The 23,365-nt window shown below is 63.9% G+C and carries 19 protein-coding genes; 14 read left to right on the forward strand and 5 right to left on the reverse strand.

The window, feature by feature from the left end; translation table 11 throughout:
- Nucleotides 1–113: 113 nt before the first annotated feature.
- The 4 genes from CQW31_RS09010 to gap form a co-directional block, all read right to left on the reverse strand.
- Nucleotides 114–2,699: a TonB-dependent receptor gene (locus CQW31_RS09010; RefSeq protein ID WP_099814323.1), complete on the reverse strand. Its 2,586-nt coding sequence runs from the start codon at nucleotides 2,697–2,699 to the stop codon at nucleotides 114–116.
- Nucleotides 2,700–2,824: 125 nt separating this feature from the next.
- Complete coding sequence (locus CQW31_RS09015; RefSeq protein ID WP_099814324.1) at nucleotides 2,825–3,787, reverse strand: FecR domain-containing protein; 963 nt, start codon at nucleotides 3,785–3,787, stop codon at nucleotides 2,825–2,827.
- Nucleotides 3,788–3,877: 90 nt separating this feature from the next.
- Nucleotides 3,878–4,390, reverse strand: coding sequence for an RNA polymerase sigma factor (locus CQW31_RS09020; RefSeq protein ID WP_054885991.1), 513 nt, complete (start codon nucleotides 4,388–4,390; stop codon nucleotides 3,878–3,880).
- Nucleotides 4,391–4,808: 418 nt separating this feature from the next.
- Nucleotides 4,809–5,810 (reverse strand): type I glyceraldehyde-3-phosphate dehydrogenase, encoded by a 1,002-nt coding sequence (gap, locus tag CQW31_RS09035; RefSeq protein WP_099814325.1) that lies wholly within the window; start codon nucleotides 5,808–5,810, stop codon nucleotides 4,809–4,811.
- Nucleotides 5,811–6,075: 265 nt separating this feature from the next.
- Between gap and edd the strand changes: the two genes are divergently transcribed.
- From edd to CQW31_RS09090, 11 genes are all read left to right on the forward strand, one after another.
- Nucleotides 6,076–7,902, forward strand: coding sequence for a phosphogluconate dehydratase (edd, locus tag CQW31_RS09040; RefSeq protein WP_099814326.1), 1,827 nt, complete (start codon nucleotides 6,076–6,078; stop codon nucleotides 7,900–7,902).
- Nucleotides 7,899–8,858: a glucokinase gene (locus tag CQW31_RS09045; RefSeq protein WP_054885994.1), complete on the forward strand. Its 960-nt coding sequence runs from the start codon at nucleotides 7,899–7,901 to the stop codon at nucleotides 8,856–8,858. Before edd ends, CQW31_RS09045 begins: the two co-directional genes overlap by 4 nt.
- Before the next feature lie 150 nt (nucleotides 8,859–9,008).
- Nucleotides 9,009–9,734 carry a two-component system response regulator GltR gene (gltR, locus tag CQW31_RS09050; RefSeq protein WP_099814327.1) on the forward strand — a complete coding sequence of 242 codons (726 nt, stop codon included), beginning with the start codon at nucleotides 9,009–9,011 and terminating at the stop codon, nucleotides 9,732–9,734.
- Nucleotides 9,715–11,169 (forward strand): ATP-binding protein, encoded by a 1,455-nt coding sequence (locus tag CQW31_RS09055; protein WP_099814328.1) that lies wholly within the window; start codon nucleotides 9,715–9,717, stop codon nucleotides 11,167–11,169. Before gltR ends, CQW31_RS09055 begins: the two co-directional genes overlap by 20 nt.
- A 101-nt stretch (nucleotides 11,170–11,270) precedes the next feature.
- Complete coding sequence (locus CQW31_RS09060) at nucleotides 11,271–12,521, forward strand: AGE family epimerase/isomerase (protein WP_099814329.1); 1,251 nt, start codon at nucleotides 11,271–11,273, stop codon at nucleotides 12,519–12,521.
- A gap of 103 nt (nucleotides 12,522–12,624) precedes the next feature.
- Nucleotides 12,625–13,911, forward strand: a complete 1,287-nt coding sequence (locus CQW31_RS09065; RefSeq protein ID WP_099814330.1) for an ABC transporter substrate-binding protein — start codon at nucleotides 12,625–12,627, stop codon at nucleotides 13,909–13,911.
- A 196-nt stretch (nucleotides 13,912–14,107) separates the two neighbouring features.
- The gene (locus CQW31_RS09070) at nucleotides 14,108–15,016 is read left to right on the forward strand and encodes a carbohydrate ABC transporter permease (protein WP_054886214.1); all 909 of its coding nucleotides are present in this window, start codon (nucleotides 14,108–14,110) and stop codon (nucleotides 15,014–15,016) included.
- Complete coding sequence (locus tag CQW31_RS09075; RefSeq protein WP_054886215.1) at nucleotides 15,009–15,854, forward strand: carbohydrate ABC transporter permease; 846 nt, start codon at nucleotides 15,009–15,011, stop codon at nucleotides 15,852–15,854. The genes CQW31_RS09070 and CQW31_RS09075 overlap by 8 nt, the downstream gene beginning before the upstream one ends.
- A gap of 3 nt (nucleotides 15,855–15,857) precedes the next feature.
- Nucleotides 15,858–17,012: an ABC transporter ATP-binding protein gene (locus CQW31_RS09080; RefSeq protein ID WP_099814331.1), complete on the forward strand. Its 1,155-nt coding sequence runs from the start codon at nucleotides 15,858–15,860 to the stop codon at nucleotides 17,010–17,012.
- Nucleotides 17,013–17,053: 41 nt separating this feature from the next.
- Nucleotides 17,054–18,397 carry a carbohydrate porin gene (locus CQW31_RS09085; RefSeq protein ID WP_099814332.1) on the forward strand — a complete coding sequence of 448 codons (1,344 nt, stop codon included), beginning with the start codon at nucleotides 17,054–17,056 and terminating at the stop codon, nucleotides 18,395–18,397.
- A 117-nt stretch (nucleotides 18,398–18,514) separates the two neighbouring features.
- Complete coding sequence (locus tag CQW31_RS09090; RefSeq protein ID WP_099814333.1) at nucleotides 18,515–19,369, forward strand: D-hexose-6-phosphate mutarotase; 855 nt, start codon at nucleotides 18,515–18,517, stop codon at nucleotides 19,367–19,369.
- On the opposite strand, the gene hexR is transcribed toward CQW31_RS09090, so the two are convergent.
- Nucleotides 19,362–20,225, reverse strand: a complete 864-nt coding sequence (hexR, locus tag CQW31_RS09095) for a DNA-binding transcriptional regulator HexR (protein ID WP_176510233.1) — start codon at nucleotides 20,223–20,225, stop codon at nucleotides 19,362–19,364. The two genes, CQW31_RS09090 and hexR, sit on opposite strands and share 8 nt — an antisense overlap.
- Nucleotides 20,226–20,436: 211 nt before the next feature.
- Here hexR and zwf point away from each other — a divergent pair, with 211 nt between their 5' ends.
- The 3 genes from zwf to CQW31_RS09110 are packed head-to-tail and all read left to right on the forward strand — an operon-like array spanning nucleotide 20,437 to nucleotide 23,304.
- Nucleotides 20,437–21,906 (forward strand): glucose-6-phosphate dehydrogenase, encoded by a 1,470-nt coding sequence (zwf, locus tag CQW31_RS09100; RefSeq protein ID WP_054886220.1) that lies wholly within the window; start codon nucleotides 20,437–20,439, stop codon nucleotides 21,904–21,906.
- Nucleotides 21,893–22,606, forward strand: coding sequence for a 6-phosphogluconolactonase (gene pgl / locus CQW31_RS09105; protein WP_099814334.1), 714 nt, complete (start codon nucleotides 21,893–21,895; stop codon nucleotides 22,604–22,606). Before zwf ends, pgl begins: the two co-directional genes overlap by 14 nt.
- 17 nt (nucleotides 22,607–22,623) lie before the next feature.
- Nucleotides 22,624–23,304, forward strand: coding sequence for a bifunctional 4-hydroxy-2-oxoglutarate aldolase/2-dehydro-3-deoxy-phosphogluconate aldolase (locus CQW31_RS09110; RefSeq protein ID WP_054886222.1), 681 nt, complete (start codon nucleotides 22,624–22,626; stop codon nucleotides 23,302–23,304).
- The last annotated feature ends 61 nt before the right edge of the window (nucleotides 23,305–23,365 follow it).

Below are 23,365 nucleotides of genomic sequence, written 5' to 3' on the forward strand. Positions count from 1 at the left end.
GGAGCGGCCTTGTGTCGCGAAAGGGCTGCGCAGCAGCCCCAGATATTTGAGTAGTGCTGCAATATCCTGGGGCCGCTTTGCGGCCCTTTCGCGACGCAAGGCCGCTCCTACAGTCAGATATCCCACACCACATTGACGGCGAAATTGCGCCCCGGCATGGTCAGGCGGTCGAGGTTGGCCGGCTGGGTCACGCCCGCTTCACCCTGGCCGTCGTAGCCGCGCACCGAATCCCACTGCCAGTATTTCTTGTCGGTCAGGTTGTACAGCCCGGCGTTGACGGTGACGTCGTCGGTCACCTTGTAGAAGCCGCTCAGGTCCAGCACGCCGTAGCCCGGGGTGCGGAACTGCGAACTCTGGCCGTCCGGCGCGAAGAACGTGGTGTCGTCGACGCGGGTCTTGCGCTTGACCAGGGTCCAGCTCAGCAGGCCGCCATAGTTCGGCTGCTCGTAACCCAGGCCGAACACGCCGGTCAGCGGGTTGACGCTGTTCAGCGGCTGGCCGTTGTCATCGTTGCGGCCATGGGCGTAGGCGATCGAGGCCTGGGTATACAGGCCCTGCGGTGCACCGAAGTGGTCGAGGTTCAGGCGGCCCTTGAGCTCGGCGCCTTTGATGGTGGCGTGCTTGATGTTGTTGGCCTGGAACGTGGTTTCCAGGTTGGCCGACTGCACGGCGTCTTCGTCGATGAAGTCGCGGTACTTGTTGTAGAACACCGCCACGTCGAAGTTGCCGGCGTCGAAGTTGCCACGCAGGCCTGTTTCGTAGCTCTTGCTCTTTTCCGGCTCGAGCCCGGGGTTGCCCTGCACGCTGTAGCCCAAGGTCGGGTTTTCGAAGCGCCCGTACATCGACTTGGCTGTCGGGGTGCGGAAGCCTTCGGCGTACTGGCCATACCAGGTGTAGTTGTCGTTGAAGGCGTAGGTCAGGCCGAACTTGGGCGAGACGCGGTGCCATTTCTTGTCCGAGTCGTCGAGGCTGCTCGGGGCGGTGCCTGAGCCCTGGATGCCACGCAGGAACTCCTCGGTGAACTTCGGCTCCATGCGCGTGTAGTCGTAGCGCGCGCCGGGCATGAAGGTCCAGTTGTTCCAGCGGATTTCATCCTGCACGAACAGGCTGTAGGTGTTCACGGTCGGGTCCGGGAAGTCGCTGACCAGCGCCTGGGCATCGCTGGTGCTGACCTGGCCGATGGCGCGGCAGGTGCCACCGACTGCCAGGCAGGTGCCGGTACCGCTACGCGAACCGGTGACCTTCTCATGCTTGAGGGTGGTGCCGTAGGTCAGCAGGTGGTCGGTAGCGCCGATGCTGAAGGCTTTGTCCAGCTGGGCGTCGAACACCCACTGGCGGTCCTTGTAGGTGGTGTCACGGGTGCGCAGGACGGTGCGGTTGAACGGGAAGTACACTTCCTCGGTGCTCTGGTCGGTCTTGGCCACCTGGTAGTTCAAGCTCCACTTGATGTGGTCTGCGAGCAGCGAGTCCAGGCCGAACTCATGGTTGATGCCGAAGCGCTCGCGGGTCACGGTGTCGTTGCCGGTGCGGCTGCGGTACATGCCCAGGCCGGTGCCGTTGGTGAACGGGCCACCGACGGCGCTGAGGATGTTCTGGTCGCGGTCATCCTTGTAACGCTCGTAGGTCAACCCCAGGCGGGCATCGTCGGCGTAGTTCCAGCCGAGCTTGGCCAGGACGTTGGTGGTACGCACGTCTTCCGGGTTGGCCTCGGTGCGCGACAGGCCGGTGCCGCCGTGGCTACCGTAGGACTCGGTCTCGTGGCCGTTGCGCTGGCTCAGGTGCAGCAGGCCGTCGAAATCACCCGTGCGGCCAGCCACGGTAGCCGAGGTCAGCCAGCTCTCGTCGGCCGAGCTGTAGCCGGTCTTCAGGCGCGCGCCGACGTCCTTGCCAGGCTTGATGATGTCGTCCGGGTCGAGGGTGTAGTAGCTCACCGCGCCGCCGATGGCGTTGCTGCCGTACAGCACCGAAGCCGGGCCGCGGAGGATCTCCACGCGCTTGACGATCTCGGGGTCGACGTAGTTGCGCTGGGTCTGGGCGTAAGGGCCGTAGAAGAAGCTGTCGGGGATCGACACGCCATCGACCTGGGTGAGCACGCGCTCACCGTCGATGCCGCGGATGTTGTAGCCGTTCAGGCCGCTGCGCTGGCCGGTGCCCCCCACCGACACACCCGGTTCGTAGCGCACCAGTTCCTGGATGTTGTTGACGTTCTGCCGGTCCAGTTGCTCGCGGGTCTGCACGCTCACGGTGCTCGGCACCTGGCTCACGTCCTGGGCGCTGCGGGTGGCGCTGACGGTCATCTGCTGCAAGGCGATGACGTTGCCCGCCGACTGGCGTTCGAGCACCACGTTGCCGTTGCTGATCTTGCGCAAGCCCAGGCCGGTGCCCTGGAGCAGGCGCTTGAGTGCAGCTTCCGGCGCCATCGAACCCTGTACACCCGGCGATGCCACGCCGTCGGCCAATTCGGCGCTGAAGCCGACCTGCCAGCCAGTGACCTTGCTGAAGGCATTGATCGCTTCGACCAGCGGCTGCTGGGCGATGCTGAAGCGGTAGTCGCCCATGCGCGGGCTGCTGGCCTGGGCCGGTTCGGCGGCCAGCGCCGGCAGGCTGCAGGCACCGCTGGCGAGCAGAGCCAGTGTCAGCAGCGACAGCTGACCGGTACGGCGGGGAAGGGTGGACGGGCGAGATGGACCTGTGGACATCGAAAGCGCTCCCTGACGCGCGAACTGTTATAGGTGATGACCGTTCTTGTTTTCAAACAAGAATCAGTTGCATTGGCTATAACGAGACGGGCGGGGTCACGCGATCGCGTAAAAAAACTTGTCGCTCAGTTGATGATCACCACGGCGGGGAATTCGTGCAGCTGCGCCGAAGTGATGTGGGCCAGGGCGCGCAGGGTTTCCAGCGGCTGATCGAGGCGGTAGTTGCCAGTCACCGCCATGTCGCCGAGGTGGTCGTTGCGGTTGATGATCCAGCCGGGGTAATAGCGCCGCACTTCGGCCAGCACCTGGCTCAACGGGCAATTCTCGAACACCAGGCGGCCGTCGACCCAGGCCAGGTCCTTGTGCATGTCCGGGCGCTGGCGCTGGCCGAAGCCCTGCGGGCCGACACTGATGCTGTCGCCGGCACTGAGGCGGATGCGCTGGTCGCGCGCCCCCTGCAGGTCGACGTCGCCGCGTTGCACGCGAACCTGTGCCTCGCCGTCGAGGTAGCGCACGGCAAAATCGGTATCGCGTACCTGTGCGCGCACGGGGCCTGCCTGCACTTCCAGCGGCAACTGGGCGCCACCTGGCACCTGGAAGTACGCCTCGCCTTGCAGCAGGCGCGCGACCTGGCGGCCGCCCTGCTGGTCGCTGGAGAATGCGGAGTTGGTGTTGAGCAGGACCTTGGCGCCGTCATCCAGCTCCAGGCGCTGGCGTTCACCCACCACGGTCAGGTGGTCGGCCTGCAGGCGCACTGGCAGGTTGCCGAAGGTAAACAGCCCGACCAGCAGCATGGCGGCAGTCGCCAGCGGCTTCCAGTGCACGCGCAGGCGCCCGCGCAGCGAGCGGCGCTGGTGCTGGTGCATGTGCATGGCGGCCTGGCGCAGCGGGGCGCCGTTCCACAAGGCTTCGGCCTCGACATAGGCCTCGGCGTTTTCCGGGGCCGCGCTGAGCCATTGCTCGAAGGCGAGGGTGTCGGCTTCGCTGGCGCACTGCAGGCGAACGAGCCAGTCCAGCGCCTCGTCCAGCGCACGGGCGCGGGCGTCGGGCCCGGTGGCTGGCGGGCGAGTGACGGGGCTGTCGGTCACGGTGGGTCCTTGCGGCAATTTTTGCGAATGATCAAGGCTGGGGCGAAGCATGGCAAGGATTACGCCACATTCTGCACGCCTGCGGTCGGCTCATTTGAGCCGATCGGCCACGCCCATGCAGATCGCCATGATCAGTTTCAGTTCCTTCTGAACGGTGCTGGCCGAGACGTGCAGTTGCTCGGCAATCTCCAAGTAGCTGGCGCCGTGCAGGCGGCTGAGGATGAAGATGCGCTGCTGGCGCTCAGTCAGTTGGTTGAGGCTGACGCTCAAGTGCTTGAGCAGTTGTTCGGCGTGGGCGGCGTCTTCGCTGCTCCCGTGCGCAGACGCGACATTGTGCAGCACCTCGTCGGGCACATCGTCGACCAGCATGCGCGACCGCACCCGCCGCGTGCGCAGGTGGTCCAGGGCGAGGTTGCGGGCGGTCTGGAACACGAAGGGCTCGAGATGTTCGATCGGGCGCTCGCCCAAGGCACGAGATACCCGCAGGTAGGTTTCCTGCAGCAGGTCCTCGGCGGTGCTGGGGTTGCCCACCATGCGCTGCAGGGTGCGCAGCAGGGAAAGACGCTGGACGAGGAAGACGGAGTTGAACCGGGACTGACTCACGGGGGGACCTGGCCGACGAAAGGTGAATGATAATGCTTATCATCTTATGGTCAGGTCAAGGCTGGAATTGTTAGGAAAAGGTAAAGATCGTGTGTGGCCGGGGTGTTTGCCTTGGGATTTTTAGCGCCTATGAGATCGAGCGCCGCCCGCGCGGCGCATCGCGGGCAAGCCCGCTCCCACATCTGTTTCGGGCCAGTCACTCCTGTGCCGCCAACAGGATCCGCCTTGGTGCATGACTGGAGACAGGTGGAGCGGCATCAGCGCCCACCGAGATGTATCGTCATGCCAACAAGGCGGTCCCTGTTGGCGGCACAGGAGACATTGGCCCGAAATAGATGTGGGAGCGGGCTTGCCCGCGATGCGCCGCGCGGGCGGCGCTCGGTCTTAGAGGCGGCAAAAATCTCGAGTCAGGAGCTTCTCAGCGCGCGCTGGCCAATGCCAGACAGTTATCCAGCATGCGGTTGGAGAACCCCCACTCGTTGTCATACCAGGCCAGCACCTTGAGCATCCGCCCGTTGGCCCGGGTATGGTTGGCATCGAAGATCGACGACAGCGGGTTATGGTTGAAGTCGCACGACACCAGCGGCAGCGCGTTGTAGCCGAGCACCTTGGAATGCCGGCTGGCTTCAAGGAACAGTTGGTTGACCTGCTCGACGGTGGCTTCGCGCTTGAGGTTTACGGTCAGGTCGACCAGCGACACATTGATCACCGGTACCCGCACGGCCATGCCGGTGAGCTTGCCGGCCAGCTCCGGCAGCACCAGGCCCACGGCCTCGGCGGCGCCGGTCTTGCTCGGTATCATCGACTGGGTGGCCGAACGGGCACGGTATGGGTCGCTGTGATAGACATCGGTCAACACCTGATCGTTGGTGTAGGCGTGAATGGTGGTCATCAGCCCCTGTTCGATGCCGAACTCGCGGTGCAGCACCTGGGCGATCGGCGCCAGGCAGTTGGTGGTGCACGACGCGTTGGAGATTATCTGGTGCGAAGCCCGCAGGATATCGTGGTTGACCCCGTAGACCACGGTGGCATCGACGCCCTTGCCCGGCGCCGAGACGATCACCTTGCCGGCGCCAGCCGCCAGGTGTGCGGCGGCCTTGGCGCGGTCGGTGAACAGCCCGGTGCATTCGAACACCACGTCGATCGCTTCGGCCTTCCAGGGCAGTTCGGCCGGGTTGCGGATGGCACTGACCGCGATACGGTCACCATTGACCGTCAGGCTTTCATGGTCGGCCTCGACCTGCGCATCGAATGTGCCGTGCACGCTGTCATATTTGAGCAGGTGGGCATTCATCGCGCTGTCACCCAGGTCGTTGATGGCGACGACCTGCAGGTCCTGGCGGTAGCCTTGGGTATACAGTGCGCGCAGGACATTGCGCCCGATGCGGCCGAATCCATTGATGGCGATACGTAGGGTCATGGCAGTACCTCTGGCGGTCCGAGTGAAACCTGTGGCAAAAAGGAGCTTCACTGAAACGGTTTTGTTGTTGGAATTACAAGATTATTCACTGGGCGATAGAAAACAAGCCTTTTTGATGGCAGTATTTTGTTTAAACATACAACGAGTGGTTGTGCGCAGTGCCTCCCCCGATATCGCGAGCCCCTCTGCCTTGAGCCTAGGCCGCAATCGTTTGGAGGGGAAACGCCCGGTAAACCGCCCTTACAATTAGCCTGGAGTCCAGTACATGCATCCGCGCATCCTTGAGGTCACCCAGCGGCTGATCGAACGCAGCCGTGCCACCCGCGAACGCTACTTGCAGCTGATTCGTGGCGCGGCCAGTGACGGGCCCATGCGTGCCAGCCTGCAATGCGCCAACTTCGCCCATGGCGTGGCCGGTTGCGGTGCCGAGGACAAGCAGACCCTGCGGTTGATGAACGCGGCCAACGTCGCCATCGTTTCGTCGTACAACGACATGCTCTCGGCGCACCAGCCGTATCTGCATTTCCCTGATCAGATCAAGCAGGCCCTGCGCGAGGTCGGTTCGGTCGGCCAGTTCGCCGGCGGCGTGCCGGCCATGTGCGATGGCGTGACCCAGGGCGAGCCGGGCATGGAACTGGCGATCGCCAGCCGCGAAGTCATCGCCATGTCCACGGCGATAGCGCTGTCGCACAACATGTTCGACGCTGCACTGATGCTCGGCATCTGCGACAAGATCGTCCCTGGCCTGATGATGGGCGCGCTGCGCTTCGGTCACCTGCCCACCATATTCGTCCCGGGTGGGCCGATGGTTTCCGGTATTTCCAACAAAGAGAAGGCCGACGTGCGTCAGCGCTATGCCGAAGGCAAGGCCAGCCGCGAGGAGCTGCTGGAGTCGGAAATGAAGTCCTACCACAGCCCCGGCACCTGTACCTTCTACGGCACCGCCAACACCAACCAGCTGGTGATGGAGGTCATGGGCCTGCACCTGCCCGGCGCCTCGTTCGTCAACCCGTACACACCGCTGCGCGATGCCCTTACCGCCGAGGCGGCGCAACAGGTCACGCGCATGACCAAGGCCAGCGGCAGCTTCATGCCACTGGGCGAGATCGTCGACGAGAAGGCACTGGTCAACTCGATCGTGGCCCTTCACGCCACCGGCGGCTCGACCAACCATACCCTGCACATACCGGCAATCGCCCAGGCGGCGGGCATCCAGCTGACCTGGCAGGACATGGCCGACCTTTCCGAGGTGGTGCCGACCCTGTCCCACGTCTACCCCAACGGCAAGGCCGACATCAACCACTTCCAGGCCGCTGGCGGCATGGCCTTCCTGATTCGTGAGCTGCTCGACGCCGGCCTGCTGCACGAGGACGTCAACACCGTGGCTGGCCACGGCCTGCGCCGCTACACCCAGGAACCGTTCCTCGACGACGGCAAGCTGGTATGGCGCGAAGGGCCGCAGCAGAGCCTGGACGAGAGCATCCTGCGCCCGGTGGCGCGGCCATTCTCGGCCGAAGGTGGCCTGCGGGTGATGGAAGGCAACCTTGGCCGTGGCGTGATGAAGGTCTCGGCCGTTGCGCCTGAGCATCGGGTAGTCGAAGCACCGGCTCGCGTGTTCCATGACCAGCAGTCGCTGGCCGATGCCTTCAAGGCCGGTGAGCTGGAGCGCGATTTCGTTGCCGTGGTGCGCTTCCAGGGGCCGCGTTGCAACGGCATGCCCGAACTGCACAAGCTGACGCCGTTCCTCGGCGTGCTGCAGGACCGTGGTTACAAGGTCGCGCTGGTGACCGACGGGCGCATGTCGGGGGCCTCGGGCAAGATCCCGGCGGCCATCCACGTCTGCCCCGAAGCGTTCGATGGTGGCCCGCTGGCACGCGTGCGCGATGGTGATATCGTGCGGGTCGATGGCGTCGAAGGTACGCTGCGGGTGATGATATCGGCAGAAGAACTGGCCAGCCGTGACCTGCCGCCCGCGCCCCAGGGCAACGACCTGGGCTGCGGCCGTGAGCTGTTCGGTTTCATGCGCATGGCGTTCAGCCCGGCAGAGCAGGGCGCGAGTGCCTTCACCTCGGCCCTGGAGAACCTCAAATGAAGGACCTGCTGGTTGGCGACATCGGTGGCACCAATGCCCGTTTTGCGTTGTGGCGTGACAACCAGCTGTGCCAGGTGAAGGTCTTCGCCGCGGCCGACTACACCAGCCCGGAGCAGGCCATCGAGGCTTACCTGGAAAGCCACGGCATCGCCCGTGGCGGCCTGGCAGCGGTGTGCCTGGCGGTGGCTGGGCCGGTCGATGGCGATGAATTCCGCTTCACCAACAACCATTGGCGGCTCAGCCACAAGGCGTTTTGCCAGACCTTGCAGGTCGAGCGGCTGCTGCTGATCAACGACTTTTCTGCTCAGGCGTTGGGCATGACCCGCCTGCAACCCGGTGAGTACCGTGAGGTCTGCGCAGGCCGGGCAGACCCGCTGCGGCCGGCGCTGGTGATTGGCCCGGGCACTGGTCTTGGCGTCGGCAGCCTGTTGCGCCTGGGCGAGCAGCACTGGCAAGCGCTGCCGGGTGAGGGCGGGCATGTCGACCTGCCGGTGGGCAATGCCCGGGAGGCGGCGATCCATCAGCAGATACACAGCCAGATCGGCCACGTCAGCGCCGAGACCGTACTCAGCGGCGGTGGCCTGGTGCGCTTGTATCAGGCGATGTGCGCGCTGGACGGCGACACGCCCCGACACACATCCCCGGCGCAGATTACCGATGCTGCGTTGAGCGGCGAGCCACGGGCGCTGGCGGTGATCGAGCAGTTCTGCCGGTTCCTTGGGCGCGTGGCTGGTAACAATGTGCTGACCCTGGGCGCGCGTGGTGGGGTCTATATTGTCGGCGGCGTGATACCGCGATTTGCCGAGCTGTTCCTGCGCAGTGGTTTTGCCGCCAGCTTTGCCGACAAGGGCTGCATGAGCGGTTACTTCGCGGGTGTGCCGGTGTGGCTGGTGACAGCAGAATTCTCTGGACTGCTGGGTGCGGGGGTGGCATTACAGCAGGCGCTGGAACACTGACTGGGGCCGCTTTGCGCCCCTTCGCGGGCACGCCCGCTTCCACAGGTTCTACGCCAGACCATGTGGGAGCGGGCATGCCCGCGAAGGGGCGCGAAGCGGCCCCAATAGCAGGCAACGAAGACCTGTGACAAACAATGAGGGCGGGATACCTTGAGCACTGCCGGAAAGTCCATCCTGATGGTCGATGACGATCAGGAAATTCGTGAACTGCTGCAAACCTACCTGAGCCGCGCCGGCTTCCAGGTCCACGCCGAGGCTGACGGCCAGGGCTTTCGCCGCGCCCTGGAAAACACCCCCTGCGACCTGGTGATCCTCGACGTCATGCTCCCTGACGAAGACGGCTTCAGCCTGTGCCGCTGGGTGCGTCAACACCCGCGCCAGTCGCGGGTACCGATCATCATGCTGACCGCCAGCTCCGATGAAGCCGACCGCGTCATCGGCCTGGAACTGGGTGCCGATGATTACCTGGGCAAGCCGTTCAGCCCCCGTGAACTGCAGGCGCGCATCAAGGCCCTGCTGCGCCGCAGCGAATTCGGCCTGGCGGCGCCAGCCAGTGCCGTGCTGGCCTTCGATGAATGGCGTCTGGATACGATCAGCCATCGCTTGTTCCACCGCGATGGTGAAGAGGTGATGCTGTCGGGTGCCGACTTCGCCCTGCTCAAGCTTTTTCTCGATCATCCGCAGCAGATTCTGGACCGCGACACCATCGGCAATGCCACCCGTGGCCGCGAGCCGATGCCGCTGGACCGCATCGTCGACATGGCCGTCAGCCGCCTGCGCCAGCGCTTGCGCGACACCGACAAGCCCCCGCGGCTGATCCGTACCGTGCGTGGCAGCGGTTACCTGCTGGCGGCCCATGTCTGCTGCGCTTCCTGAGCGGCGCTGGCGCCTGCTGCCGCGCTCGCTGCTGGGGCGCATGCTGCTGCTGACCCTGCTTGTGGTGCTGTTGGCACAGGGCCTGTCGAGCCTGATCTGGGTCGCCCAGTTGCGTGCCAGCCAGTTGCAGGGCCTGCGCGCCAGTGCCTCGAGCCTGGCTCACTCCATGAGCGCCAGCGTCAGCTACTTCCGCTCGCTGCCGGTGGCCTATCGGCCGATGGTGCTCGATCAACTGCGCAGCATGGGGGGGACGCGTTTTTTCGTGTCGCTCAATGACAAGCCACTGGATATGCCGGTATTGCCCATCACGCCGCGCAAGCAGGTGGTGATCGACGTGTTCCGGCAAGTGCTGCACGAGCGTCTCGGCGAGCAGATGGAGATTTCTGTCGAGTTCGTCGCCCCCGATGACCTGCGCATCTTCAACAGCGGCCTGAAGCTCGATGAACTGCCGCGCTCGTGGGCACATTACTCGCTGACCCTGGAGCCGCTCAATCCGCCGGTGCTGGTGACCCAGATCCGCCTGGGCCAGGGCGAATGGCTGTACATCGCGTCCTTGCTGCCCGAGCCCTATACCAGCCTCGAAACCGAACGCCTGCCGCGTCAGCAGATTGGCTTCATCGTCCTGACCACCGCCTTGCTGCTGCTGTTCATCGGTTTGCTGGTGCACTGGCAGAGCTGGCCGCTCAAGCGCCTGGCACGCGCTGCACGTGAGTTGTCACTGGGCGCCGATGTGGCGCCGGTAGCCGAGGGCGGCGGCAGCGAAGTGGTCGAAGTGGGGCGGGCGTTCAACAGCATGCGCGAGCGCATCAGCCGTTACCTGACCGAGCGTTCCCAGTTGTTCAGCGCCATTTCCCATGACCTGCGTACGCCGATCACGCGTTTGCGCCTGCGTGTGGAGTTGCTCGAGGACGAGCGTCTGCAGGCCAAGTTCAGCCAGGACCTCGACGAGCTGGAGCTGCTGGTCAAAGGGGCTCTGCAGTGTGTAAAGGACACCGACATCCACGAGAACATCGAGCCGATCGACCTCAATCAGGTACTGGAGATGCTCGCCGAGCCGTACCTGGGGGACGGCCGGATCACCCTCGAGGGGCGAGCCGTGTCGCCGTACCCTGGCAAGCCACTTGCCCTGCGCCGCTGCATCGGCAACCTGATCGACAATGCCATCAAGTATGGCGAGCGGGCACGCCTGCGCATCATCGACAGCCCCGAGGGCTTCGTCCTGCAGGTGGATGACCAGGGCCCAGGCGTGCCACAGCAGCAGATGGAGCAGGTGTTCGAGCCGCATTTTCGCCTGGCTGGCAAGCAGCAGGGTTATGGGCTGGGCCTGGGTATCGCACGCAACATAGCCCACAGTCATGGCGGCGAGGTGAGCCTGCTCAACCTGCGCGAAGGCGGTTTGCGGGTGACGTTGTATCTGCCAAGAGGCATGGATTGAGGCGTGTCACCGACTGGTGACACAACCACGGTCCTTCGTGACATCCCGGCCAGGACGGCTGGCTAGACTGCACCGACGATACGCAAGGAACGCACTGGCCCATGAAGCACAACGATCTCCCTCTGGGCAGCTGGCTGGATTCACCGGTTCATGCTGCCTGGCTCATGGCCGAAGGGCAGCGCCTGCTGGCTTTCGCCAAGGCATCGAAGTTGCCAGACGGCTTCGGCAACCTCGATGCGTCGGGCAACCTCGCGCCGGGTGCCGCCGCCGAAACCATGAACACCGCACGCATGACCCACTGCTTCGCCCTCGCGCATATCCAGGGTGTGCCAGGCTGCCTGGCCTACGCCGAGCATGGCGTTGCGGCCTTGCGCGGGGTGCTGCGCGATGCCAGCTACGATGGCTGGTTCGCGCACCCCGAAGGCCTCTACGACAGTGGCAAGGCTGCCTACCTGCATGCGTTCGTCGCGCTGGCCGCCAGTTCCGCCAAGGTGGCCGGCATTGCCGGTGCTCAGCAATTGCTGGCGGGCGTCGTGGGAGTAATCGAAGCGCACTTCTGGTGTGAGCAGGAGGGCGCCCTGCGTGAAACCTTCTCCCGCGCCTGGCAGCTGCCGGAAGCCTACCGTGGCGCCAACAGCAACATGCACGCCACCGAGGCGTTCCTGGCCTTGGCCGATGCCACCGGTATCACGCTGTGGCTGCAACGGGCGCTACGCATTGCCGAGCGCATCATCCACACCCATGCCACGGCCAACGGTTACCGGGTCATCGAGCATTTCGACGCGTTCTGGCAGCCAGTGCCGCACTACAACCTTGAGCATCCGGCCGACCACTTCCGCCCTTATGGCACCACGCCCGGGCACGCTCTGGAGTGGGCGCGCCTACTGCTGCACCTGGAAGCCAGCCTGCAACTGGCCGGGCTGCACGCCCCCGACTGGCTGCTGGCCTGCGCCCGTGGCCTGTTTGACAGTGCCTGCTGCCACGCCTGGAACGCCGATGGGCAAGCTGGCTTCGTCTACACCCTGGACTGGGATAACCGGCCGGTCGTGAGGCAGCGCTTGCACTGGGTGCATGCCGAGGCATGCGCCGCTGCCGCCGCGCTGTTGCGCAGAACCGGCGAAGCTTGCTACGAGCAGTGGTACCAATGTTTCTGGGGCTTCATCGACAACCATTTCATCGACCGTGCTGGCGGGAGCTGGCACCACGAACTCGATGCGAACAATCGCCCTGCCGGCAGCATATGGCCGGGCAAACCGGACCTGTATCACGCCTATCAGGCGGTGCTGCTGCCGGGCCTGCCTTTGGCGCCAAGCCTGGCAACTGCCGTTGCTGGTTATGTAACCAAACGATGACATTTGCGCATCGCTTCGTTACCTGACGAGGCGGGCGCGCTGATTAGACTCCATGCAATGCAAGCGATCGACTTGCCGGCATAACAACAAGAAAGGTATTCCGATGAATTCGTCCCTCCGCCTCGCAACCGCGATCTCCCTCGCTTCGCTCCTGCCGCTCAGTGCCCTTGCCGCCGATTCCAAAGGCAGCGTCGAAGTGGTGCACTGGTGGACCTCCGGTGGTGAAAAAGCTGCTGTCGATGTGCTCAAGGCCCAGGTCGAGAAAGATGGCTTCACCTGGAAGGACGGTGCTGTCGCCGGTGGCGGTGGTGCCACGGCCATGACCGTACTCAAGAGCCGCGCAGTGGCGGGCAATCCGCCTGGCGTCGCGCAGATCAAGGGGCCGGACATCCAGGAGTGGGCTTCCACCGGCCTGCTCGATAGTGACGTGCTCAAGGACGTCGCCAAGGAGGAGAAGTGGGACTCGCTGCTCGACAAGAAGGTCGCCGACACCGTGAAGTACGAAGGCGACTATGTGGCCGTGCCGGTCAATATCCACCGCATCAACTGGCTGTGGATCAACCCTGAGGTATTCAAGAAGGCCGGCATCGACAAGGCGCCGACCACCCTCGACGAATTCTACGCCGCTGCCGACAAGCTCAAGGCTGCCGGTTTCATCCCGCTCGCCCATGGCGGTCAGCCATGGCAGGACAGCACCGTGTTCGAGAGCGTGGTGCTGTCGGTCATGGGGCCTGAGGGCTACAAGAAGGCTCTGGTCGACCTGGACGCTTCGGCGCTGACCGGCCCCGAGATGGTCAAGGCGCTCACCGAGCTGAAGAAGGTCACTACCTACATGGACCCTGACGGCAAGGGCCAGGACTGGAACCTGGAAGCGGCCAAGGTCATCAACGGCAAGGCCGGCATGCAGATCATGGGCGACTGGGCCAAGAGCGAGTGGACCCTGGCCAAGAAAACGGCCGGCAAGGATTACCAGTGCGTGCCGTTCCCCGGGACTGACAAGGCATTCCTCTACAACATCGATTCGCTGGTGGTGTTCAAGCAGAACGACAAGGGCACTGCCGCCGGGCAGCAGGACATCGCCCGCAAGGTGTTGGGTGAAGACTTCCAGAAGGTCTTCAGCATCAACAAGGGCTCGATCCCGGTGCGCAACGACATGCTTGCCGACATGGGCAAGTACGGCTTCGACGCCTGCGCCCAGACCTCCGCCAAGGACTTCCTCGCCGACGCCAAGAGCGGCGGCCTGCAGCCGAGCATGGCGCACAACATGGCCACCACGCTGGCCGTGCAGGGCGCATTCTTCGATGTGGTGACCAACTACATCAACGACCCCAAGGCCGACCCGGCCGATGCGGCGAAGAAGCTGGCGGCGGCGATCAAGGCGGCCAAGTAAGCGACTTCAAGGCTTGCGCGGCCTGAATTGTGGGAGCGGCCTTGCGTCGCGAAAGGACCGCAGAGCGGTCCCAAAACCAGGCAGCGCAGTCCTTTCATAACGGCTTCGCTCAACCGGCCCCCGGGGCTGCTACGCAGCCCTTTCGCGACGCAAGGCCGCTCCCACAGGAAGTGTGGCAGCGCCTGAAAGGTGACCCATGACAACAACAACCGCCCAACTGCGGGCCTCCCCCCTGGACGCGCTGCAGCGCTGGCTTCCGAAACTGGTGCTGGCGCCGAGCATGTTCATCGTCCTGGTGGGCTTCTACGGCTACATCCTGTGGACCTTCGTCCTGTCCTTCACCACCTCGACCTTTCTGCCGACCTACAAGTGGGCAGGCCTGGCGCAGTACGCCCGGCTGTTCGACAACGACCGCTGGTGGGTAGCGAGCAAGAACCTGATGTTGTTCGGTGGCTTGTTCATCGCCATCAGCCTGGCCATTGGCGTGCTGCTGGCGGTATTGCTGGACCAGCGCATCCGCCGCGAAGGCTTCATCCGCACCATCTACCTGTACCCCATGGCGCTGTCGATGATCGTCACCGGCACCGCCTGGAAGTGGTTGCTCAACCCCGGCATGGGCCTGGACAAGCTGCTGCGCGACTGGGGCTGGGAGGGCTTTCGCCTGGACTGGCTGATCGACCCTGACCGGGTGGTGTACTGCCTGGTGATCGCCGCCGTGTGGCAGGCCTCGGGCTTCATCATGGCGATGTTCCTCGCCGGCCTGCGCGGGGTCGACCAGTCGATCATCCGCGCCGCTCAGATCGACGGCGCCAGCCTGCCGCGCATTTACTGGACCGTGGTACTGCCCAGCCTGCGCCCGGTGTTCTTCAGCTCGCTGATGATTCTGTCGCACATCGCCATCAAGAGTTTCGATCTGGTGGCGGCGATGACGGCTGGTGGCCCCGGTTATTCCTCCGATCTCCCGGCGATGTTCATGTACTCCTTCACCTTCAGCCGCGGCCAGATGGGCATGGGCTCGGCCAGCGCCATCCTGATGCTTGGGGCGATCCTGGCGATCCTCGTGCCGTACCTCTACTCGGAACTGCGGAGCAAGCGCCATGCATAGTCTTTCGGAGAAACCAGCGCTCAGCCCGAGCCGCGTCGCGATCCATGCGGTGCTGCTGATCGCCGTGCTGTTGTACCTGGTGCCGTTAGTGGTAATGCTGCTCACCAGCTTCAAATCGCCGGAAGACATCAGTACCGGCAACCTGCTGAGCTGGCCTGCCGTGATCACCGGTATCGGCTGGGTCAAGGCCTGGGCTACGGTGAGTGGCTACTTCTGGAACTCGATCATGATCACCGTACCGGCGGTGCTGATCTCCACCACCATCGGCGCACTGAATGGCTATGTACTGTCGATGTGGCGCTTCCGCGGTTCGCAACTGTTCTTCGGCTTGCTGCTGTTCGGCTGCTTCCTGCCGTTCCAGACCGTGCTGCTGCCGGCCTCGTTCACCCTCGGCAAGCTGGGCCTGGCCAGTACTACCACCGGCCTGGTGCTGGTGCACGTGGTCTACGGCCTGGCTTTCACCACGCTGTTCTTTCGCAATTTCTACGTGAGCATTCCCGATGCCCTGGTCAAGGCTGCGCGCCTGGACGGCGCCGGCTTCTTCACCATCTTCCGCCGCATCATCCTGCCGATGTCGACACCGATCATCATGGTCTGCCTGATCTGGCAGTTCACCCAGATCTGGAACGACTTCCTGTTCGGCGTGGTGTTTTCCAGTGGCGACTCGCAACCGATCACCGTGGCCCTGAACAACCTGGTCAACACCAGCACCGGGGCCAAGGAATACAACGTCGACATGGCGGCGGCGATGATCGCCGGCTTGCCAACCCTGCTGGTCTACGTGGTGGCAGGCAAATATTTCGTCCGCGGGCTCACCGCCGGCGCGGTCAAGGGGTAAGTCATGGCAACGCTCGAACTTCGCAATGTGAACAAGACCTACGGCAGCGGCCTGCCAGACACACTCAAGGACATCCAGCTGTCGATCAAGGATGGCGAGTTCCTGATCCTGGTCGGCCCCTCTGGCTGCGGCAAGTCGACCCTGATGAACTGCATCGCCGGCCTGGAAAACATCACCGGCGGGGCGATCCTCATCGATGATCAGGACGTCAGCGGCATGAGCCCCAAGGATCGCGACATCGCCATGGTGTTCCAGTCCTATGCGCTGTACCCGACCATGAGCGTGCGCGAGAACATCGAATTCGGCCTGAAGATTCGCAAGATGCCGCAGGCCGCCATCGACGAAGAGGTGGCGCGGGTGGCCAAGTTGCTGCAGATCGAGCACCTGCTCGCGCGCAAGCCGGCACAACTGTCCGGTGGCCAGCAACAGCGTGTGGCCATGGGCCGGGCGCTGGCGCGGCGACCGAAGATCTACCTGTTCGACGAACCGCTGTCCAACCTCGATGCCAAGCTGCGGGTCGAGATGCGCACTGAAATGAAACTGATGCACCAGCGCCTGAAGACCACCACGGTGTATGTCACCCACGACCAGATCGAGGCCATGACCCTGGGCGACAAGGTGGCGGTGATGAAGGACGGCATCATCCAGCAGTTCGGCACCCCACAGCAGATCTACAACGACCCGGCCAACCAGTTCGTCGCCAGCTTCATCGGTTCGCCGCCGATGAACTTCATTCCGGTACGCCTGACCAAACAGGACGGGCGCCTGTTGGCGGTGCTCGACAGCGGCCAGGCCCGCTGCGAACTGCCGTTGGGGCCAGCCAATGATGACCTCGACGGTCGCGAGATCATCCTCGGCATTCGCCCCGAACAGATTGCCTTGGGCGCAGGCGAGGGCAATGGCCTGCCCGGTATCCGCGCCGAAGTGCAGGTGATCGAGCCCACCGGGCCGGACCTGCTGGTGTTCGTTACCTTCAACCAGACCAAGGTCTGCTGTCGCCTGGCGCCGGACATTGCCTGCCGGGTAGGCGACAGCCTGGATCTGCAGTTCGACCCGGCTCGGGTGTTGCTGTTCGACGCCGACAGCGGCGAGCGTTTGCACCTGGCCAGCAGTCATACCGCCGTAAAGGACAACGTGGCTCACTTCAAGGGCCGATAACTCGTCTACACCATCAATAAGAAAAAAGAGGACGCAAAGGGATGGAACAGCGCAATCGCATCAGCACATTGGGTTCACTGGCCCTGCTCGCCGTGGTTGGCAGCAGCGGGGTGCAGGCTGCCGAGGCATTCTCCAGCGAGTCGAAATGGATGACCGGCGACTGGGGCGGCGCCCGCACCGAGCTGCTGGACAAGGGCTATGACTTCACCCTCGACTATGTCGGCGAGGTGGCCGGCAGCCTGCATGGCGGCTACAACGACGACAAGACCGCGCGCTACAGCGACCAGTTCGCCCTTGGCGCACACCTGGACCTGCAGAAGATCCTCGGCTGGCACGATGCCGAATTCAAGCTGGCGATCACTGAGCGCAGTGGCCGCAACCTGTCCAACGACCGCATCAGCGACCCGCGTGCCGGGCAGTTCAGCTCGGTGCAGGAAGTGTGGGGCCGTGGCCAGACCTGGCGGCTTACACAGATGTGGGTCAAGCAGAAGTACTTCGACGGCGCGCTGGACGTCAAAGTTGGCCGTTTCGGTGAGGGCGAGGACTTCAACAGCTTCCCTTGCGACTTCCAGAACCTGGCCTTCTGCGGTTCGCAAGTGGGCAACTGGGTCGGCGGTATCTGGTACAACTGGCCAGTCAGCCAGTGGGCGCTGCGGGTGAAGTACAACATCACCCCGGAATTTTTCGTCCAGGTCGGTGCCTTCGAACAGAACCCGTCCAACCTGGAGACCGGCAACGGCTTCAAGCTCAGCGGCAGCGGCACCAAAGGCGCGATCCTGCCGGTGGAGATGGTCTGGTCACCCAAGGTCAATGGCCTGCCGGGCGAGTACCGCCTGGGTTATTACTACAGCACGGCCAAGGCCGACGACGTGTTCGAAGATGTCAACGGCAACCCGCAGGCGGTTACCGGCGAGGCCTTCAAGTCGCACTCGAGCAAGCACGGCTGGTGGGTAGTGGCGCAGCAGCAGGTCACCGCCCATGGCGGCGACATCAACCGTGGCCTGAGCCTGTTCGCCAACTTCACCGTGCATGACAAGGCCACCAACGTGGTCGACAACTACCAGCAGGTCGGCCTGGTCTACAAAGGTGCCTTCGACGCTCGGCCCAAGGACGATATCGGTTTCGGCGTGGCGCGTATCCACGTAAATGACGACGTCAAGAAGCGCGCCGAACTGCTCAACACCCAGAGCGGTATCGATGATTACGACAACCCAGGCTTCGTGCCGCTGCAGCGCACCGAATACAACGCCGAGCTCTACTACGGCTTCCATGTCACCAACTGGCTGACCGTACGGCCCAACCTGCAGTACATCAAGAGCCCGGGCGCTGTGGACGAAGTGGACAACGCGCTGGTCGCAGGTTTGAAGATTCAGTCGTCTTTCTAAGCATACTTGTTGTAAATTTACGCCAATCCAAATTCGGCTCCCGGCACCCATTGGCTTGCAGTGGTTGTCGGGAACAGGCCGAGACAGCGCTATCTCAAACAACAAGAGCTTGGAACCATGCCTGAACATCCGCTACATCGCTTCTTTTCCTCGCAGCGGCCCCGGCCGACGTTCGAGTGGGAGCGTTACCAGCAGCGCGATGTGCTGATCATCGACCATCCCCGTTGCCAGGCGGTGTTCAGCCGCCAGGGCGCGCAACTGCTGCACTTCCAGCCGAGCGGCGAGCGGCCCTGGCTGTGGTGCGCCGAGCAATGGCCGCAAGTGGGCGCGATTCGCGGTGGAGTGCCGGTGTGCTGGCCCTGGTATGGCCGTCACCCCAGTGAAGACCTGTGGCCTGCCCATGGCTGGGCGCGCTTGCTGGACTGGAAACTGGTGGACAGCCGTGAAGACGAGGAGGGCGTCAGCCTGAAGTGGCGGCTGGACCTGTGCGATTGGCAGGTGGACCTGCACGCCAGGCTTGGCAGCCGTATGGAACTGAGCCTGAGCACCGAGCATCAGGACAGCGAACCTTGCCAGCTGAGTCATGCGCTGCTGGCCTACTGGCGCATCAGTGACGTTTCCGAGATAGCGCTGTCTGGGCTTGAGGATATCGAAGGCTATGACCGCCTGAGTCGCCAGGCCTGCCGTGAAGACGGCGCGCTCAAGCTCAAGGGCGGCTGCCAGAAGGTTTACCCGGGTACGCCAAGGGTGCAGCTGCAGGACCCGGCCTGGGAGCGTGAACTGTGCATTGATACGGGCGACAGCGACGACACCGTGGTCTGGCACCCGGGCAACCGGCCGCTGATGGGCGTCAGCGGCCGTGAATGCCAGGGCTTCGTCTGTGTCGAGGCGGCCAGTGGCAGTGGTGAGGGCCTGAGCCTGGCACCGGGGCAGCGTGCACACCTGCGGTTGCAGGCGCACCGGCTCAGTTGAGTTCGTCGTCCTCGATCGGGTAGCGGCTGGCGTTGAGGCTTTCCTTGATCTTGCGCAGGTGCGGCTGGAAGTCCACACCGCGGCGCAGGGTCATACCGGTAGCCAGCACGTCGAGCACGGTCAGCTGGATGATCCGCGAGGTCATCGGCATGTAGATGTCAGTGTCCTCCGGCAGCGGAATGTGCAGGCTCAGGCTGCAGGCCTGGGCCAGCGGTGAGCCGGCAGCCGTCAGGCCGAGCACCGAGGCGCCGTTTTCCCGGGCCAGGCGTGCCACATCGACCAGTTCGCGGGTGCGCCCGGTGTAGGAGATGATCACGAACAGGTCGCCAGTGTGTGCCACCGAGGCCAGCATGCGTTGCATCAGGACATCGGCATGGGCCGATACCGCGAGGTTGAAGCGGAAGAACTTGTGCTGGGCATCGAGCGCCACCGGTGCCGAGGCGCCGAGGCCGAAGAAGTGGATCTGCCGGGCCTGGATCATCATGTCCACGGCACGGCTGACCTGTTGCGGGTCCAGTTGCTGGCAGGCGCTGTCAAGCGAGGCGATGGCACTGCCGAAGATCTTCTGGGTGTAGGCTGCCGGGTCATCGTCGGCTTCCACTGCGCGGCTTACGTAAGCTGCACCGCTGGCCAGGCTCTGCGCCAGTTGCAGCTTGAGCTCCGGGTAGCCGCTGACGCCGAACGAACGGCAGAAGCGGTTGACGGTCGGTTCGCTGACCTTGGCCGCCTGGGCCAGCGCGGCGATGCTGAAGCGGGTGGCTTGTTGCGGGTTGAGCAGGATGACTTCGGCGACTTTGCGTTCGGCCTTGTTCAGCTCGTCGAGGCGTCCCTGGATCTGTTCCAGGAGGTTTCGCACGCGGTCCATGGGTGTGTCCTTGGGTCGGGAAGACAGCCGGCTGTGGGAGCAGCAGGCTTTTTGCACGGTCGTCTATCGTACTGTCGGCGCGATTGACGTACCACTTGTCTGTAACGTTTGAGTGTAATGTTGTGGTTTTTACTACATTATCCCTTGAAAACCGTGTGTGAAAGCGGTATTCCTAGACCAACTTTAGGAAAGAACCAACATCATGGCTGCGATCAGTGTCGAACCTTGCACCTTTGCCCTGTTTGGCGCACTCGGCGACCTGGCCTTGCGCAAGCTGTTTCCTGCGCTCTACCAGCTCGACCGTGCCAACCTCCTGCACGCCGACACCCGTCTGTTGGCGCTGGCCCGCGAGGCCGGAAGTGCCGAAGATCACCTGAACACCATCGAAGCGCACCTGCGCCGGCATGTGCCCGAGGCTGACATCGAGCCCGCTGCATTGGCGCGCTTCCTTGGCCGCCTGCGCTACCAGCACCTGGACTTCCTGCAGCCCGAAGGCTACCAGGCCCTGGCCGAACAACTGACCGGCGAGCAGCCGCTGATCGCCTACTTCGCCACCGCGGCGGCGGTCTACGGCGCGATCTGCGAGAACCTCGACAAGGCCGGCCTGGCGCCACGCACGCGGGTGGTGCTGGAGAAACCCATCGGCCATGACCTGGAGTCGTCGCGGCGGGTCAACGATGCCGTGGCGCGCTTCTTCCCGGAAGGCCGCGTCTATCGCATCGACCACTACCTGGGCAAGGAGACCGTGCAGAACCTGATCGCCCTGCGTTTTGCCAACAGTCTGTTCGAAACCCAGTGGAACCAGAACTCCATCTCCCACGTGGAGATCACCGTGGCCGAGAAAGTCGGCATCGAGGGCCGCTGGGGCTATTTCGACAAGGCCGGCCAGCTGCGCGACATGATCCAGAACCACTTGCTGCAGCTGCTCTGTCTGATTGCCATGGACCCGCCCAGCGAGTTGTCGGCCGACAGCATCCGTGACGAAAAGGTCAAGGTACTCAAGGCGCTGGCGCCAATCACCGGGGAAGGGTTGAGCACCCGCGTGGTGCGCGGCCAGTACATCGCCGGCTACAGCGATGGCAAGCCGGTGCCTGGCTACCTGGAGGAAGACAACTCCAACGCGCAGAGCGACACCGAAACCTTCGTCGCCCTGCGTGCCGACATCCGCAACTGGCGCTGGTCGGGTGTGCCGTTCTACCTGCGCACCGGCAAGCGCATGCCGCAGAAGCTGTCGCAGATCGTCATCCACTTCAAGGAAACCCCGCACTACATCTTCGCCCCGGAACAGCGTTTGCAGATCGGTAACAAGCTGATCATCCGCCTGCAACCGGACGAAGGCATATCCTTGCGGGTGATGACCAAGGAGCAGGGCCTGGACAAGGGCATGCAACTGCGCAGTGGCCCGCTGCAACTGAATTTTTCCGATACCTGGCGCAGTTCGCGGATCCCGGATGCCTACGAGCGCTTGCTGCTCGAAGTGATGCGGGGCAACCAGAACCTGTTCGTGCGCAAGGACGAGATCGAGTACGCCTGGAAGTGGTGTGACCAGTTGATCGCCGGCTGGCGTAACGCGGGCGATGCGCCCAAGCCTTACGCGGCGGGTTCCTGGGGGCCGATGAGCTCGATTGCATTGATCACGCGTGATGGGAGGGCGTGGTATGGCGATATCTGAATTGAAACTGCCTGCAGCGGTGCGGGCGCACGACCTGCCTGAAGCCAAGGCGCTCTGCGCTACCTTGGCCCATGACGTGGCCGAACGCCTGCGTGCAGCCATTGCCGCCAAGGGGCAAGCCTGCGTGGTGTTGTCTGGCGGTCGCAGCCCGGTGCCCTTCCTCGAAAGGTTGGCCGTTGAGTCGCTGGACTGGACCAAGGTCACCGTCAGCCTGGCCGACGAGCGCTGGGTGCCGGTGGAGCACGCCGACAGCAATGCCGGGCTGCTGGCCCGCCACCTGTTCAAGGGCGCTGCCGCCAAGGCCCGCTTCGTCGGGCTCTATCGGCAGGCCGGTAGCCTCGAGGCGGCCGCGGTCAGCGCCGATCAGGCCCTGGCAGAACTGCCGCCGATCGATGTGCTGGTGCTGGGCATGGGGGACGATGGCCATACCGCCTCGCTGTTCCCCGACAGCCCCAACCTTGCCGAAGGCCTGGCGCTGAATAGCAAGCGCCGCTGCCTGCCGATGCTGGCCCCGAGCGTGCCGCACCAGCGCCTGTCGATGACGCGCTCGCTGCTGGCCAGTGCGGCATTCATCGCGCTGTCCGTGCAAGGCCCGGGCAAACTCGCTACCCTGCGCGCCGCGCTGGCGGGCAACGACCTTTCCGAAATGCCGATTCGCGCCTTTCTTCACGACCCCCTGGACATCTACTGGTGCCCATGAGCCAAGGATCCACAGTCATGACCACCCTTGAACGCCCACAGCCCAAGCTTTCGATGGCGGATAAAGCCGCCCGGATCGATGCCATCTGCGAACAGGCGCGCATCCTCCCGGTAATCACCATTGCCCGTGAGCAAGACATCCTGCCATTGGCTGACGCCCTGGCTGCGGGCGGTATCCGCACCCTGGAGGTGACCTTGCGTTCGCAGCATGGCCTGAAGGCTATCCAGGTGCTGCGTGAGCAGCGCCCGGAGCTGTGCGTCGGCGCCGGCACTGTGCTCGATCGCAGCATGTTCGCGGCGGTGGAAGCCGCTGGCGCGCAGTTCGTCGTCACGCCGGGCATCACCCAGGACATTCTCGAAGCCGGTGTCGACAGCGAGATCCCGCTGCTGCCAGGCATCAGCACGCCATCCGAGATCATGATGGGCTATGCCCTGGGCTATCGCCGCTTCAAGCTGTTCCCGGCGGAAATCAGCGGCGGTGTGGCGGCGATCAAGGCCTTCGCCGGCCCGTTCGGCGACATTCGTTTCTGCCCGACTGGCGGTGTGAACCCGGCCAACGTGCGCAATTACATGGCTCTGGGCAATGTGATGTGCGTGGGGGGGACCTGGATGCTCGACAGCAGCTGGATCAAGAACGGCGACTGGGCGCGTATCGAGGCGTGCAGCGCCGAGGCGATGGCACTGCTGGACGCCAACTGAATCTGTTGTGTGCTTTACGGCTTATGGGGCGCTTGGTCGGCGCCCCTTTTTTTTGCCGCCC

The sequence above is a fragment of the Pseudomonas sp. 382 genome (genome assembly GCF_002759075.1).
In the GTDB taxonomy this organism is placed as follows: Bacteria; Pseudomonadota; Gammaproteobacteria; order Pseudomonadales; family Pseudomonadaceae; genus Aquipseudomonas; species Aquipseudomonas vlassakiae.